Origin of the sequence: Streptomyces nojiriensis (assembly GCF_017639205.1) — a bacterium.
In the GTDB taxonomy this organism is placed as follows: domain Bacteria; phylum Actinomycetota; class Actinomycetes; order Streptomycetales; family Streptomycetaceae; genus Streptomyces; species Streptomyces nojiriensis.
Genome location: NZ_CP071139.1, coordinates 1,324,357 through 1,338,532 on the forward strand (window position 1 = coordinate 1,324,357; position 14,176 = coordinate 1,338,532).

A 14,176-nucleotide genomic window follows, 5' to 3' on the forward strand; every position below is an offset into this window, starting at 1 on the left:
CGGGGCCGGCGCCGGTCTCAGTCGTCGCCGGCTCCCTGGCCCGGGCGCAGGCGGCCGGACCAGAAGGGCTCGATGTCCGCCCACTCGGCTGCCCAGGCCCGTGCGCTGCGCGCGTCCACGATGCGCAGGCGCACGGTGACGGCGGCGCCGCCGACGAGCACGATTGCGGCCAGCGCACCGACGCCGGCCGCCGCCGCGTTCAGGGCGATGTGGGCCTGGTCGGGCGGCGCGGTGGCCGCCCTGCCGTCGTCGTCGACCCACACGCGGATCGTGTCACCGCTACGGGTCGCTGCCGGAACGCGGACGGTTGCCGTGTGCGTGCGGTGGGCGGGGTAGTACCAGGTGGCGGTGGCCACGGTGGACGGCGGACCGCTCGGCCGGTCACCGGCTCGGTAGGCCGTCTTCCCGACCGTGGTGGCCGTCACGGTGTGCCGGTGGCGCGCGCTGTCCTCGGCGGCGCGCCGGCCGTCCGTCCAGGTGGCCCGGCCGAGGGCGACACCGGCGATCACGGCCAGCAGACAGGTCAGCGCGAAGGCGGCGTGCATACGGGTCCGGGCGCGGTCGGCAGCACGCCTGAGCGGGTTGCCCCGGGTCCTCTTCCTCCGTCGGTACATGGCGCGCCTCCGTGCCGGTCCGGCTGATGCCACTGTGGCGCAGCCGGCCGCTGGTCCGCTTGGGCCGGACGGATCCCTGCGGGGGCCGTCCGGCCCTCCCGATGGCGGCTCTCGCGGGACCGCGGCGGTTGCCGGGTCAGCCCTTGAACAGCCGGAACCACCGCTCCCGGCCCGCGGCGACGTCTTCCCTGCGGTCGCCGGGCAGGACCAGGGGCACCGGGCCCAGGAGCGACGGGGGGACGCTGATGCCGATCCGGCCGGGCCGGAGGCGGATACGGATGTCCCGGTGCCCCAGGTAGGAGATCGAGAACGAGGACCGGGGCACCTCGGACAGGGGCACCGGGTCGATGTGCAGGCCGTCGCCGTGGGGTTCGAGTCCGACGATGCCGCGTTCGACGAGGTCGAGCGTGCCGCCCATGGCGCCCAGGTGGATCCCTTCGCCGGTGGTGCCGCCCTGGACGTCGGTGATGTCGCCGAGCAGGGCTTCCTGGCAGTAGCGCCAGGCATCCGGGCCCTGCTGCCGGGCGAGGACCCAGCCGTGTACGAGGCTGCTGAGCGTGGAGCCGTGGCAGGTGCGCCGCAGGTAGTAGGCCACCGTCCTGCGCCAGAGGTCGTCGTCGAGGCGGTATCCGAGCCGGGTGAACAGTGACGCGAGTTCGGTGGGGCGGAAGAGGTATCCGAGCATGAGGGTGTCGGCCTGCTTGGAGGCCTGGTAGCGGTTGGGGGTGTCGCCCTCGGCTTCCAGGATGCGGTCCAGTCGGCGGATGTCGTGGTACCGGGCGCGGTAGCCGTCCCAGTCGAGCTCGGCGAGGTCCCCGTAGCCGTGGAACTGGCTGATCACGTCCCGGTGGAACGGCACGTACAAGCGGTACGAGAGGTCCTCCCAGGAGCGGAGGTCGTCGGGGCCGATGCCGAGTTGTGCGAGGAGCTCGGCGCGTCGGGCCGCCGGGAGTTCCCCGTACAGTTCGAGGGCGCGGGCGAGCACCCACGCGGCGGTGACGTTGGTGTGGGCGTTGTCGTCTATGCCGGGTGTGGCGGCGTCCGGGTAGGCGTCGTGGTATTCGTCCGGGCCGACGATGCCGCGGATCCGGTAGCGGCCGAGGCCGCTGTCCCAGGTCGCCTCGCCGGCCCAGAAGTCGGCCGTGTTCAGCAGGAGTTCGGCTCCGGGGCCGCGCATGAAGCCGGTGTCACCGGTGGCTTGCCCGTACCGCCACACGTTCCAGGCGATGGCCGACCCCACGTGGTGCTGGAGGTGGGAGTGGTCGGGCAGCCAGCGGCCGGAGCGCGGATTGAGGTGCAGCCGCTGTGTCTCCTCGATTCCGGAACTGCCGCTCTGCCAGGGGAACATCGCTCCCCTGGCCCCGGCGCGGCGGGCGGCCTCCCGTGCCACCGGGAGCCGTCGGTGCCGGTACATCAACAGGGCGCGGGCGGTCTCGGGGAGGTGGAGGGCGAGGTAGGGCAGGACGAACAGCTCGTCCCAGAAGATGTGTCCCCGGTACGCCTCGCCGTGAAGGCCGCGGGCCGGGACTCCGGCGTCGAGCTCCGCGGTGTGCGGCGAGAGGGTCTGCAGGACGTGGAAGGCGTGCAGCCGTAGCACGCTGCCGGTCTCGCCGGGCGCCTTCACCTCCCCTTCGCTCCACAGGCGTTGCCAGGACGCCCGGTGGGAGGCCAGCAGGTGGGGGAAGTCCGGGGCGTGTACGGCACGGTCGATGCTCCGGCTCAGGGGATCGGCCGGGGGGCGGTCGAGGGAGGTGCACAGGGCGGCGGTCTTCACGACGACGACCTGGGCGGCCCGCCTGATCGGCAGGACGAAGGTCTGGGTGGCGGCGGTCGCGGTGCATGCCCGGCCCACCGGCGCCAGCGGACGTGCTGTCGTCCGGACCGCGAGCCCGATCCGAACCCGTGAGGTGCGGGTGGTGCAGGACAGCCAGGCGGTGCCCTCGGCCCGCACCCCGGCCCGGTGTCCGACGAGGTGCCGCCCGGCCAGCGCGCGGTAGCGGTCGACGCCCGCGTTCGTGACGTCGCCGTCGAGTACGGACTCGATCTCGATCCTGCCGCTCCAGCCGTACGCCCTGAAGACCGTGTTCTGCGCGGCCAGGACCGGGTCGCCCATGTGGACGAGACGGGTGTGCGTGACGCCCAGGCGGCGGTCCTCGGCGTCGTGGAAGAGCATGCGGCGGGTGAGCGTACCGGCGTGCAGGTCCAGCGATACGTGGCTGTGGCTCAGGGTCGGGTGGTCGGGCGTGAGCCAGTCGCCGGGCGGTGCGCCCTCGGGCAGGCAGCGGTACCGCAGGGCGGTCCAGTCCGGCAGCCGGACCATGTCCTCGTTGGAGACCGTTCGTCCGCCGATGGCGGAGGTGAGCCGGTCGTAGCAGCCGGCGAGGTACGTACCCGGGTAGTGGATGTCGTCGGCGACGCTCTCGGGGGCCGAACCCCGGGTGGCGAAGCGGCCGTTGCCCAGGGTGCACAGGGACTCGACGAGCCGCTCGGCCTTGGGGTCGTAGCGGTGGTAATCCCAGCGCCAGGGCGTGTTCACGGGCGGCGGCCCCCTTCGAGGGCGGCGGGCAGTCCGCCGAGGCCGGGAAGGACGAGTTGAGCGCCGTGCGCGCGCAGGGCGTCCCCCGTGCGCGGGTCGTCCTCGCGGTCGAGCCCCACCACCAGGCGGAAGCGGCCTCGCCGCCCCGCTTCGACACCTGCGAGCGCGTCCTCCACGACGGCGGTGTGCGCGGGGGTGACGCCGAGCCGGCCGGCGGCTTCGAGGAAGAGGGCGGGGTCGGGTTTGCCCGGGAGGGCGAGTGCGGCCGCGTCCCGGCCGTCCACCAGTGCGTCGAAGCAGCCGATGAGGTCTGCGGATTCCAGGAGGGAGCGGGCGTGCCGGGAAGCCGAGACGGCTGCGCACCGGATCGTCCTCTCCCGCAGTTCCCGCAGCGCGGGCCGCACGTCGTCGAAGGCACGGACGCCTTCGGTCCGCAGCATCGCGGTGAAGACCTCCTCCTTCCGGGCGGCGACCGCGTGGACGGTGGCGCAACCGGGCGGATCCTCGGGCGTTCCGGGTGGGAGGTCGATGTGGCGGGCGGTGAGGAAGGCGCGTACGCCGTCGAGGCGGGAGCGGCCGTCGACCAGGTCCCGGTAGTCGCGGACGGGGTCGAACGGGCGCGGTCGGACACCGGCGTGCGGTGGCGGCCACGCGGGGAGGCAGCCGTCGAAGGTCTCCTGCCAGGCGGCCGCGTGGCGGTCCGCGGTGGCGAGGAGCACTCCGTCGGTGTCGAAGACGACCGCACGCAGGCCGTTCATCAGTCGTGCACCACGCGCCGGCCGGTGATCCGGGCGGGGGTGAGCTTCATCCAGTGGTCGCGCGGGCCGCCGGCCCAGGGCTGCGACCGGGCCGTGGTGCCGAGGCGGTGGAGTTCGGGCGGGTCCGTGACGGCGGCCAGTTCGCCCACCGCCAGTACGCTCCAGCCGGTGGCGGTCACGTCGTCGATGTTGTCGATCTCGAAGGCGGCCTCGGTACCTGCCGCTGCGGCCGTGACGGCTTCCGCGGAGGTGCGGAAGGCGATGTCGGTACCTGCGATCAGGTAGTTGACGGGGAGGACGGCCGGGCCTTCGGAGGTGAAGACGCCGATGCGGCCCACGCCGTGCGTGTTCAGCAGCCGCCTGCATTCGGTCTCGTCCAGCGGGACGAGCGCGCTGCCGCGCCGGGCGGTGGCCCGGCCGGCGACGCGGTCGGCGCCGGCGCCGGTCAGGTCGTCGACGGTGACACCGAGTGCGTCGGCCATGCGGACGAGCGTGCCGATGGACGGACTGGCGGCGTGCTCTTCGAGGTAGGCGATGTAGTGGCCGTCGGCGCCGCACCGACGCCCCAGTTCCTCGCGGCTCAGGCCCAGGGCTTCACGGCGGGCCGCCAGGCGGCGGCCCAGGTCGGTGCGTCCGGCCGTCCTGCCGGACTCCTGCGGTGTGGTGCTCGGCGTGTTCTTCACGGCGCTCACCGCTCCTGCGGCGGTACGGCGACCGTGTCGTGCTGGGGTCCGCCGAGCACGACCTTGAGGGCGCCGGTCTCGCCGGCGCGGGAGAAGACGTCGTACGCCTCTTCCATCTGGTCCAGCTCGAAGCGGTGGGTGACCATCGCGGCCCCGGGCAGGCGGCCGGCGGCCATCATGCGCAGCAGCATGGGGGTGGAGTGGGTGTCGACGAGGCCGGTGGTGATGGTGACGTCCTTGATCCACAGGTCTTCGAGGTGGAGGACGGCGGGCTTGCCGTGGACGCCGATGTTGGCGACCCGCCCGCCCGGGCGGACCATGCGCGTGCACATCTCGAACGCCTCGGGCACGCCGACGGCCTCGATGACCGTGTCCGCCCCGAGCCCGTCGGTGAGGTCCTCCACCAGCCGCTCGGGCTCCTCGTCGGCGCTCGCGGTCGCATCGGCGCCGAGGTCACGCGCGGCGGCGAGCCGGGCGGCGGCGAGGTCGACGGCGATGATCCGCCCGGGGCTGTAGAGCTGTGCCGTGGCGATGGCGGCCAGGCCGATGGGTCCGGCACCGACCACGACGACGGTGTCGCCCGGGCGCACGTTGCCGTTGAGCACGCCGACCTCGTAGGAGGTCGGGAAGATGTCGGCGAGCAGTACGGCGTCGTGGCCGGCCAGGGCGCTGGGCAGCGGGTGGACGGAGAGGTCGGCGAAGGGGACGCGTACGTATTCGGCCTGGGTGCCGTCGATGGTGTGGCCCAGGACCCAGCCGCCGCCTCCCCGGCACTGGCCGTAGTGCCCTTCACGGCAGAAGCGGCAGCGGCCGCAGGCGGAGATGCAGGAGATCAGGACGCGGTCGCCGGGGCGGACACTGCGGACGTCTCCGCCGGTCTCGACGACGGTTCCGACGGCCTCGTGGCCCAGGATCCGTCCGGGCGTCACGTCGGGGACGTCGCCCTTGATGATGTGCAGGTCGGTGCCGCAGATGGTGACGGCGTCCACCCGGACGATGGCGTCGGCGGCGTCCTTGACGGAAGGGTCCGGGACGTCCTGCCAGGAGGTCTGCCCGGGCCCGTGGAAGACGAGAGCCTTCATGGCGCGGCCTTCTCTCTGTGTGCTCGGTGCTCTGCGGGAGGGGGTCACGGTCAGGCTGCGCCCCCGCGTCTCCGTCCCGCTTGGGCCGGTCGGCCCCTACCGGGGACCGGTCGGGCCCCTCCCGACCGGCCGGTCCGGTGCGACGGTGGAGACCGGCATCCGTTCCGGAAGGAGGCTGTGGCCGTGTCCCGCGCCCGGATCCTCGTCGACTGTGGACTCTTCCAGGGTGTCGCGGACCTGCGGCGTCGCAACCGGGACCGGCTTCCGTGGCCTCGTCCACGGCGAGGAGGGCGGGCGCGGAGCGTGGGAGGCACACGAGGGTCACCCTCCCCGAAGCGCTGGCCGCGAAAGCCCGGACCTGGACACGTACGTCCCCGGCCGCACGGATCCGGCTCCTTCCCCGACCTGTTCGCCCCTCACGGCAGCGGTACCCCGCTCGCCCACGCACGCTGAGGACCCGCCATGACCTCCACCCCGTACACCGTCGCCGACGTCATGACCGTCAAGGTCGTCGCCGTCACCCCCTCGACCGGCTTCAAGGACATCGCCGCCGCGATGGAGCGGTGGAAGGTGACCGCCCTCCCCGTCATCGAGGGCGAGGGCCGCGTCGTCGGCGTGGTCTCCGAGGCCGACCTCCTGCCCAAGGAGGAGTTCCACGAGCACCGCCCGGGTCTCATCGAGCAGATGCGCCGTCTCGGCGACACCGCCAAGGCCGGCTCCACCCGCGCCGAGAACCTGATGACCACCCCGGCCGTCACGATCCGCCCCGACGCCACCCTGCCCCGGGCCGCCCGGCTCATGGCCGACCGGCACGTCAAGCGCCTCCCGGTCGTCGACGCCGACGGCACCCTCAAGGGCATCGTCAGCCGCGCCGACCTCCTCAAGGTCTTCCTCCGCACCGACGAGGAACTCGCCACCGAGATCCGCCGCACCGTCGTGGGCCGCCTCTTCCCCCTCTCCCGTGAAGCCGTCAGGGTCACCGTGGCCCAAGGGATCGCCACCCTGACCGGCGAGGTGCGGGACGCCGACCTGATCCCCCTGGCCGAACGCCTCACCCGCTCCGTCGAGGGCATCGTGGACGTCCACTGCCGGCTCGACCACCCGGCCGGAGCCGACAGCTCCTGACCCCCACCCCTTCCCCGAGACGGGCACCGCGCGCCGTCGAACCAGTAGAAGCGGCACGTCACGGTCGTGGCCGTGGACCCTGCCGCGCGGCGACTCCCCTTAGGGCAGGTCGGTACGTCCCAGCCACACCGGTTTCACCGGCACGCCGTCCTCGTCGCGCTCCCCCGTCACCGATGGCGGCGACGGGGGCGGGAGCTCCGGCATCGATATCGGCGTCGGCGGCGTGGCCGGCAGCTCTTCCGGAACCGACGCGTCGCCGGCCGGTTCCGCCGGTGCAGGACGGTCGGTGTCGTCCAAGAGCTCGGCAACGGAGAAACGGGTGGCGTGGGACTGCCATGCACCGTCGACAACCAGCAGGAATCCATCGCCGTCGCGGAAGAGGCGACGACGCTTGGGGCTCCTGGGGTGCTCCGGCGTGTAGGCACGCGCCCGCCTCTCCAGCTCTGCCAGAGCCGCCTCCCGCCCACCCTCCACATGCGCCATGACATAGGCCTCGGTGTGTTTGCGCTCCCCCAAGCCGACCGTTGTCTCCAGGACCAGTCCCCACGTTGCCACGTCCATGTCCCTTCCCCGTTTCCATCAAGCAGTAGCAGAACGGCAGGTGCGATGCCTTGCTGCCGGCCTTCCGTGCCCACGGCCTCCGTCCCGTCTGTGCTCGCGGCATCCGTCGGTGCCTCGAACGGCGCCGCGCCAGGGCGGCTTTGCGGTGCGCCGGGGAACGGTGGGCGGGGGTCGCCGGAGCGGTCGGGTCAGCCCGGGTTCCGGCTGTCGCCGCCGAGGCTCGGGGGCAGGGGGTCGGCGAGGTAGTGCTGGATGGTGGGGGCGATGAGGTCGACGACGGAGGGGGCGGGGAGGGTGGCGATGGCGCCGATCTGCCAGATGTAGCGGTTCATGACCATGCCGACGATCTGGGTGGAGATGAGGCTGGCCCGCAGGTTGCGTTCGGTGTCGGGCAGGCTGTGGGAGACGACGGCCAGTACGAGTTCGGTGAACAGCTGCCGCAGGCGTTGCAGGGCGGCGGGTTCCTGGGCGGCGGTGAGGATGGCGGCGCGCAGGATCTCGGCCGACACGGGGTCCTCCCACAGCTTCAGGGCGGCCTCCACGAAGGCGTGCCCCCGCCGGTCCATGGGCTGTTCGGCGGCGGCGGCCACGGCTGCGCCGAACGCCTCGGGGGGCTGCATCACCTCTTCCAACAGCCCGGCCTTGGTGCGGAAGTAGTAGTTCACCAGGCCGGGGTCGACACCGGCCTCCTGAGCGACCGCCCGGAGTGAGGTCGCGGCGTAGCCGCGCGTGGCGAAGGATCTGCGGGCGGCGGCGACGATCTTGTCTGCCTGCTCTCCGCGTTCACCCCGAGGGCCTCGACCGGTCACACCGCATCACCTTCCGTAACGGTTGCAGGAGGGGGCTTCCCCTCGGTGAGAGTTTCAGCATACGTTGAAATTAATTTCCACATGTGAGGAAATTACGGAACGCGTTCGTCTTCGGCAACCCGGCCGACGACCCCGAACCCAAGGTCCACCCCGGGAGGCACCGCAGTCGCCGCGTTCCGCATCGCATCCACTCCGCCCACGCCCATGGGCCCCGCACAACAGCTCACAGGTGCCGTTCCAGCCCCTCGCCGTGTCCGCGTGCGTGAGCAGTACCTCGACCCCGGACAGGAGCCCCACCCCCGTGACCCGCACACCCGACGCCGTCACCCTCGCTTCCCTCGACACCCACCGCCTGATCGTCACCCTCCCGAACCAGGGCCCCGCCGACGTCCGCTCCAACCTCCCGCGCGCCACCGCCGCCGCCATGCTGCGCCGCCTCGCCGACGAGCTCGACACCGAACAGCTCCTCCCCGCCCCGCCCGGGGAAGCCTTCGCCACCCTCACCCAGCAGCTCACCCGCCGCCACCGCCCGGCCGAAGCCGCCCGACTCGCCGCCGACGCCCTCGCCCACCACACCCGCGAGCTCGCCGACATGCTCACCGCCGCCCTCGACCGAGGCGACCCCACCGAAGCCCCATCGGCCGGCCGGCACCTGATCTCGTTGCTCCGCAGCCACGCCGCCACCCTCGACAGCCCACCCCGGACCCCCAACGACAACGTGCTCCACCTCGCCGCCGCCCGCCTCACCCGCCGCACGCAGCGATGAACAGCGACACCACCCTCACCGCCGCCGGCGCGCCGACCGACCGGCATGGCTGACGGACACCCAGCGGGAGCAGGTCAGCGGCTGGAGCCCATCGCACGCCCGAGTCGCACACCTACGCCGGCGGAATCCACGGGACCCGTCCGCCCAGCCGCCGTGCCGGGCGGCTTCCAGCGGGTCCTTCCCGGCGTGGCGGGCGCTGAGGCCGGCGCGGCGGGCGGCCCGCATGACGACATCGGCGATGCCTTCGGCGCCGGTCGGAGTACACCGGGGTGTCGATCCGGACGTGGCGGTCGATCCGGACGAACGTCGACCCGGTGGGCTCGTGCCCGTGGGCGGCCAGGGCCCGGACCGGGCGCGGACCGACCAGGTAGAGGCGTAGCTGCCGTGGGGCCGGTCTGTGGTGACCTCGGGCCGGCAGAGATCGCGGAGCAGGCGCTGGTCGCCGTCTGCCTCGGGGACGTCTTCCCAGCGAGGAGTGCGGCCTTGCCGGTGAGGGCGGCAGCGCGGGCGCCGATGACCGTAGGGGGTCGGTGGCGGCGATCACCTGTCGGAGCACACGCGGGGGCGCGGCTGAGGCCTTGCGGGTCCTGCCCGGGTGGCCTTGGCCGGCTTCAACTCCAACTCGTACCCGCTGAGCGCGATCCGGCTCCGGTCCGGGAGGGCTGCCGGCGGCCTGGTGGACAATGGCGGCTCAGGCGGCCGGGCCGAGTTCCCATTGTGGGCCGACCACTGGGGCGGTCGGCCGGGAGGCGGGCAGACCAACGGCCGCGGCTGGGCTGACGGCGAACCCGGATCACCCACCTGCACCTGTTCCACCCGCTGGCTCACCCTTCCCCTTGCCGCAACCAACTCCGTGGCCCGATTCGTTTGCCCATCTCCCCCGGGAGGCTACGGTGCGGGTACGGGGTGCCGCAGCATCGGCTGCGGCACCCCGTCAGGCCCGGCCGGTCAGCTCCACGGGCTGGGCTCAACGTGGAGCTGGCCGCCGGTCCGTAGTAGAGGCCCATGAGCGTGTACGCCACGAGCCCCGCGACGTGGACCCAATCGCTCGCGAACGAACGGATCCGTGTCCGCCACGACGGCCTCTTCCTACGATGACGCCCAGGTATGGGCACCACCCCCTCCCGCGTCCGGGTCAGCCAGGACACACCGGTTGGAAAGCCCCTCGTACCCGCGGGATACGAAGCGCGCCCCGGTCGCGGACGGTGGACCAAAAGCAAGGCCGAGACCACGTATCCAGGGCCGAAGCCGGCCGTCTGCCGCCGGATCCGGCCATTGCGGGCTACAAGTGACCTGAATGCATGGTCCGGTTCTGCTTCGAGGTCCCCGATAGGCCTCGATGCGCGCTCGGCCTGGGCTGTCGACATCGGGCGGCACGGAACGGAACCCTCGTACCGGAGCCGGACAGCCCGGATCGCGAAGACGGCGAGGCCGGGAGGGAAGTCGAGGAGAGCCATCTGATGTGATGGGGGCCACAGCTGTGCTCTTCAAGATTCTTTGACAGATCCTCGCCGTGCCGGGCCTGAGAAGTGAACGCTGTAGACAGAACTGAGGAGTCGACCGTGAACTGCACACCGGCAACCCACTGTTCCGTGACGGACGACACGTGGCCCGCCTTCACCGGGGCTCCCAAACTGTCACGGATCGTCGGGCAAACCCACGATGTGACCCGCGCCTTCCTGGTCCTGGGCATCGGTTCTACAGTGGCTCGCCGGCACCCCGACACGATGACGCAGATGCCGACTCCTGGCGCCTCCTTCTACGTCGCGCCGCTGGTGTGCTGCGCATCGTCGGGACGTCAGTGGCTCACACTGGCAGGGAGCCCCGTCGCCGAGTTGCCCCGCATCGACGCACTGGGACGCGAACTGGCTGCCCGCATCACACGTCCCGTTCCCCCCTTGGCCGCCTTCTACGTGCAACTCGTGGCGGGCACACTGCTCATCTTCGGGCTTCGGAGCCGACCCGAGAGCGCCCCGGGTCCGCGAGCGGAGGCACAGGAAGCAGTCGCCGCAGCTCTTCAGGCCCGTAGGGCCATCCTGGAATGTACTGACGACAACGACTGGAAGCCGACGGTCGCCGCCTTCTCACAGACCTATCTGGGCGTAGCACGAACCGACCCGCAGTGGCTGGAGGCTGTCTCGACCGCGTTACTCGGCAACTGGATCGACGTCCTCGACATGCAGCCACCTGACGGCGACAGCACCCTGCACCATCTGCGCCGAGAAGCGCAGACGGTACACCGGCAGCTGACACCGCTGTGGGAGCGCAAGACCGGGCCCGGGCGAGTCTGGATGCTGGACCACAGGCTCCCGTCGGGCGAGGCGTTGCATGAGCTGGTGGCCGGGTCGTACCAGATCGACGACGAGGCGCTGGCCTGGTACCCGGACCGCCGCGACGCCTGTGCCGTGTTCGACCGTCTGAAGGAGGACGAGCAACACGTCGCCCGCGCCTTCGCGCTCGGCGGCGGATCGTGGTCGGAGGCCGCAGCCGCGACCGGACTGCCGGCTCAGGTCGGTGAGCGCGTGATGCGCAAGCTCAGGCGACTCGGCCTGCAACACCAAGGCCGTCGTGCAGCTGTGGCAGGTTCCGCGTGAACACCACGTCGGCACTTGCCCGGGCAGCGTTGCCGGAATTCCTCGGCAGCCTCAGCGCCGCATGGCTCGTTCGTCGGGTGCGGCAGACCTCCCGCACCCGACGAAACGACGAACTCCGCTCGTGACCGGGGACCGCAACCAGAGCAGCCGAATCCAGCCCAGCCACCGGTAGCCGGACACGGGGCCCGCCGCAGATCCGTCCGACGAGCCGGTACCCGCGCCCGTGCAGGTAGACGTTGCGCGTCGGCTGTACGGCGGCCGCCAGCGCAGCGGCCGCGAACAAGCTTGTATAGTCGAGCCGTTGATCGTCGCAGGGGAATCCGGTGTGAATCCGGAACTGTCCCACAACGGTGTACCGCCCGACTCGGCGGTAGTCCGAGGACCTGCCGACCAAGAATGTGCCGAGCGTTTACGCGCCCGGTTCTTCCTGGCTGGGCTGTGGGACAGACAAGGCGTGATCCGTAATGGATCGGGCTCTCTTGCTGTCAACGCGCCGAGTTACTCCATGGAAGAGCTGAGGTCTGCGTACGCAGACGAGTCGCCGCCGTTCGACGGCGCACACAGCCTGGAGGAACTTCGTGACCATTCAGATCGCGCCGATGGCGGCCCTGCTCATCCTCGTGGGCCTTGCCGTGGGCTTCTCGGTCTTCAAGTACACCGCGCGCACTGCCCACGGTGCCGAGGGCCGTGGGGACCTGGGTACCTCGATCGCGGGGGCTGCGGCCGTCGTTTCGGTGCTCGCGGTCCTACTCACCCCCGGGTTCGGCCAGACGGCCACGAACCCGGTGCAGCCCCCACCGCACCCGACCGAGTCTGCGGCTAACCGATAGGCGGGATGCCTGCCGCCAAGCAGGCATCCGGCAAGAGCGCGGCCGCCGGGCCCTGTCCCCTCGCTCCTTGCCCTGCCGCGCCCCGTGGTAGGGCAGCGCAGAGCGTCACGGGCCTCGCCCCCTACCGAAACCGACACCGCCAGCAGCTGCACGGTCGGCGATACCGGCCAGGTCGGTACGGCTGGGCATGAGGGTGCCGTCGACGCGGGCCGGCAGCTCCTCGTACTGGGGCGGGCGGCCCTGGGCGGCTCGTTCGGGCCTGAGTACCTGCCCGAAGGCGCCGGAGCCGTAGGTCAAGGGTGCGTGCGTCCCTGCGAGACTGACGCCATGGCACATGATGACGCGGTCGTGAAGATGGCGGAACTCTTCGATCCGGAGCCGAAGAGGTGGGGCCTGCGGGGCGACCCCTACGTCTGGCGGGCCCTTCGCGATCACCTGTCCGGAACGGACGTCCCGGAGTCGGTCGACGAAGCGGTCCGCCTGCTGCGGGCAGCGTTCAGCGAGCTCGTGGGTACTGACCTCGCCGACGAACCGGCGTCATCCGTGTACCAGGAGCAGTACGCCCACGGCGGCATGTCCAGCGGAATGGTCTCTCTCGACACATGGCGGGAGCGATTGATGCCTCTGCTCGCGGAGCGTGCCGCGACCCTGCTTTCACGCCGGCGACCTGCGTAGGTTCGCCCCGGACGCCCGGGCCGGGGCGGCCGACCGCCGTACGGGGGACGTGAACGGTGAAGCCCTGCGCCCCGCCGCCGGTCCAGCGTGAGGCAAGGGCTGTCGCGAAGGGCCGGCCCTTGCCTCCGCAGCCACCGTCCACGAACCGGCGCCGTGTCCCCGCCCGCGGCAGGAGTCGTGGTGTCAGTCGCCTCCGCCACCACCGCAGGAGGAGCCGTCACCGCAGGACGCACCATCCCCGCAGGAGAAGCCGATGCCGTCGTTGTTCCGTGATCGGGAGCGCCGTTGTCCCTGCGGTGATCTGCCGCCGAATGCACCGCCGCGCCAGGCCTGGAAGAGCCCCCAGGCGAGACCGATCCCCACGACTACCAGGTATTCCATCTCCGTTACCCCCGTCCCTTTCCATTCTCGCCTGTACAGGGGCTTCACCGTTCAGGACGGGGTACCCAGCCCGTGACCCAGGAGGGCTTGCCGGTCTATGACTTGTCGGGGCAGTCAGCCTCGGTCCAGGTCGCGACGAGGTCACGACAGACGACGGTGAGCGAGCCGCTCCAGAACGCGATCTCGTGGCTGCACCCGTTCCGGTGGGGCAGGACCTCGTCGAGGATCACGGTCCCCAGGTGTGCCCAGTTGTCGTTCTCCACGCCTCCGGCATCGAAGCCGGAGACGCCTGCATAGCGGATGACGAGGTCTTCGTCGTGCTTCCAGCAGTTGTGCCGGAACTGGATCTCCAGCTGCTGGTCATCGGCTCCGACCGTGCGGACGTACTGGACCGCCAGATCCTTCACACACCGCTTGCCGTAGAAGTCGTAATGCTCCGGGGCAGTCGCGAAGCCCCTGGCTCCGACCGGCAGATCGTCAGCCAGCGAGGGCAGACGCTCCAGGTACCGAGCAGGAGATATGACGCCTGCCAGGTCGCCCACCTGCGCATCCAGGTTGATGTACTTCATCGTCCTTCATCCCCGCTCGTGGCTCTGCCGGCCGACGAATCGTCGCACGATCCTGCGTACGGCCCGGGAGTTCCTGCACTCCCGCCGGACTCGGGCGGGGGTGAGCCTGTTCGGTTACGCCGGTCTTTCCCACGGCCGGCGGAGGTCCCGCGCAAGTGGCGGGGGATCCACGGCACCGGGACCGGCTCGTGCA

The 14,176-nt window shown here is 71.6% G+C and carries 14 protein-coding genes and 1 riboswitch; of the genes, 5 read left to right on the forward strand and 9 right to left on the reverse strand.

All coding sequences use genetic code 11. The features are described from left to right. Nucleotides 1-17: 17 nt before the first annotated feature. The 5 genes from JYK04_RS06430 to JYK04_RS06450 all read right to left on the reverse strand — a co-directional run bounded on the left by JYK04_RS06430 (nt 18) and on the right by JYK04_RS06450 (nt 5,673). Complete coding sequence (locus JYK04_RS06430; RefSeq protein WP_189748241.1) at nt 18-614, reverse strand: Rv1733c family protein; 597 nt, start codon at nt 612-614, stop codon at nt 18-20. Between the two features lie 136 nt (nt 615-750). Then, entirely contained in the window at nt 751-3,150 is a 2,400-nt protein-coding gene (locus JYK04_RS06435) for a glycoside hydrolase family 65 protein (protein WP_189748243.1), read from the reverse strand. Beyond that, a complete protein-coding gene (locus tag JYK04_RS06440; protein WP_189748245.1) occupies nt 3,147-3,908 on the reverse strand; it encodes an HAD family hydrolase in 762 nt (253 codons plus the stop codon). Before JYK04_RS06440 ends, JYK04_RS06435 begins: the two co-directional genes overlap by 4 nt. Next, entirely contained in the window at nt 3,908-4,591 is a 684-nt protein-coding gene (locus tag JYK04_RS06445) for a helix-turn-helix domain-containing protein (RefSeq protein ID WP_229876954.1), read from the reverse strand. Before JYK04_RS06445 ends, JYK04_RS06440 begins: the two co-directional genes overlap by 1 nt. Before the next feature lie 5 nt (nt 4,592-4,596). Then, on the reverse strand, nt 4,597-5,673 hold the full coding sequence (locus JYK04_RS06450) for a zinc-dependent alcohol dehydrogenase family protein (protein ID WP_189748249.1): 1,077 nt from the start codon (nt 5,671-5,673) through the stop codon (nt 4,597-4,599). A 462-nt stretch (nt 5,674-6,135) separates the two neighbouring features. Between JYK04_RS06450 and JYK04_RS06455 the strand changes: the two genes are divergently transcribed. After that, nucleotides 6,136-6,798, forward strand: coding sequence for a CBS domain-containing protein (locus tag JYK04_RS06455; RefSeq protein WP_189748250.1), 663 nt, complete (start codon nt 6,136-6,138; stop codon nt 6,796-6,798). A 99-nt stretch (nt 6,799-6,897) separates the two neighbouring features. Here the strand turns inward: JYK04_RS06455 and JYK04_RS06460 are convergent, their stop codons facing one another. Further along, nucleotides 6,898-7,359, reverse strand: coding sequence for a hypothetical protein (locus tag JYK04_RS06460; protein ID WP_189748252.1), 462 nt, complete (start codon nt 7,357-7,359; stop codon nt 6,898-6,900). A gap of 188 nt (nt 7,360-7,547) precedes the next feature. Next, nucleotides 7,548-8,168, reverse strand: a complete 621-nt coding sequence (locus JYK04_RS06465) for a TetR/AcrR family transcriptional regulator (RefSeq protein WP_189748254.1) — start codon at nt 8,166-8,168, stop codon at nt 7,548-7,550. Between the two features lie 301 nt (nt 8,169-8,469). Here JYK04_RS06465 and JYK04_RS06470 point away from each other — a divergent pair, with 301 nt between their 5' ends. The 3 genes from JYK04_RS06470 (at nt 8,470) to JYK04_RS06480 (ending at nt 12,358) form a co-directional block, all read left to right on the forward strand. Then, nucleotides 8,470-8,934 (forward strand): hypothetical protein, encoded by a 465-nt coding sequence (locus JYK04_RS06470; RefSeq protein ID WP_202186040.1) that lies wholly within the window; start codon nt 8,470-8,472, stop codon nt 8,932-8,934. Nucleotides 8,935-10,526: 1,592 nt separating this feature from the next. Next, nucleotides 10,527-11,528 carry a hypothetical protein gene (locus JYK04_RS06475; protein WP_208809265.1) on the forward strand — a complete coding sequence of 334 codons (1,002 nt, stop codon included), beginning with the start codon at nt 10,527-10,529 and terminating at the stop codon, nt 11,526-11,528. Between the two features lie 273 nt (nt 11,529-11,801). Beyond that, nucleotides 11,802-11,933: riboswitch (cobalamin riboswitch) on the forward strand. A gap of 173 nt (nt 11,934-12,106) precedes the next feature. Next, nucleotides 12,107-12,358 (forward strand): hypothetical protein, encoded by a 252-nt coding sequence (locus JYK04_RS06480; RefSeq protein WP_189733817.1) that lies wholly within the window; start codon nt 12,107-12,109, stop codon nt 12,356-12,358. A 105-nt stretch (nt 12,359-12,463) separates the two neighbouring features. On the opposite strand, the gene JYK04_RS06485 is transcribed toward JYK04_RS06480, so the two are convergent. Then, the gene (locus tag JYK04_RS06485; RefSeq protein ID WP_189733819.1) at nt 12,464-12,655 is read right to left on the reverse strand and encodes a hypothetical protein; all 192 of its coding nucleotides are present in this window, start codon (nt 12,653-12,655) and stop codon (nt 12,464-12,466) included. Nucleotides 12,656-12,685: 30 nt separating this feature from the next. On the opposite strand from JYK04_RS06485, the gene JYK04_RS06490 reads away from it, so the two are divergent. Beyond that, nucleotides 12,686-13,033, forward strand: a complete 348-nt coding sequence (locus JYK04_RS06490; RefSeq protein WP_202186041.1) for a hypothetical protein — start codon at nt 12,686-12,688, stop codon at nt 13,031-13,033. A 476-nt stretch (nt 13,034-13,509) separates the two neighbouring features. Here the strand turns inward: JYK04_RS06490 and JYK04_RS06495 are convergent, their stop codons facing one another. Beyond that, complete coding sequence (locus JYK04_RS06495; protein ID WP_189733823.1) at nt 13,510-13,983, reverse strand: hypothetical protein; 474 nt, start codon at nt 13,981-13,983, stop codon at nt 13,510-13,512. Nucleotides 13,984-14,176 lie beyond the last annotated feature (193 nt).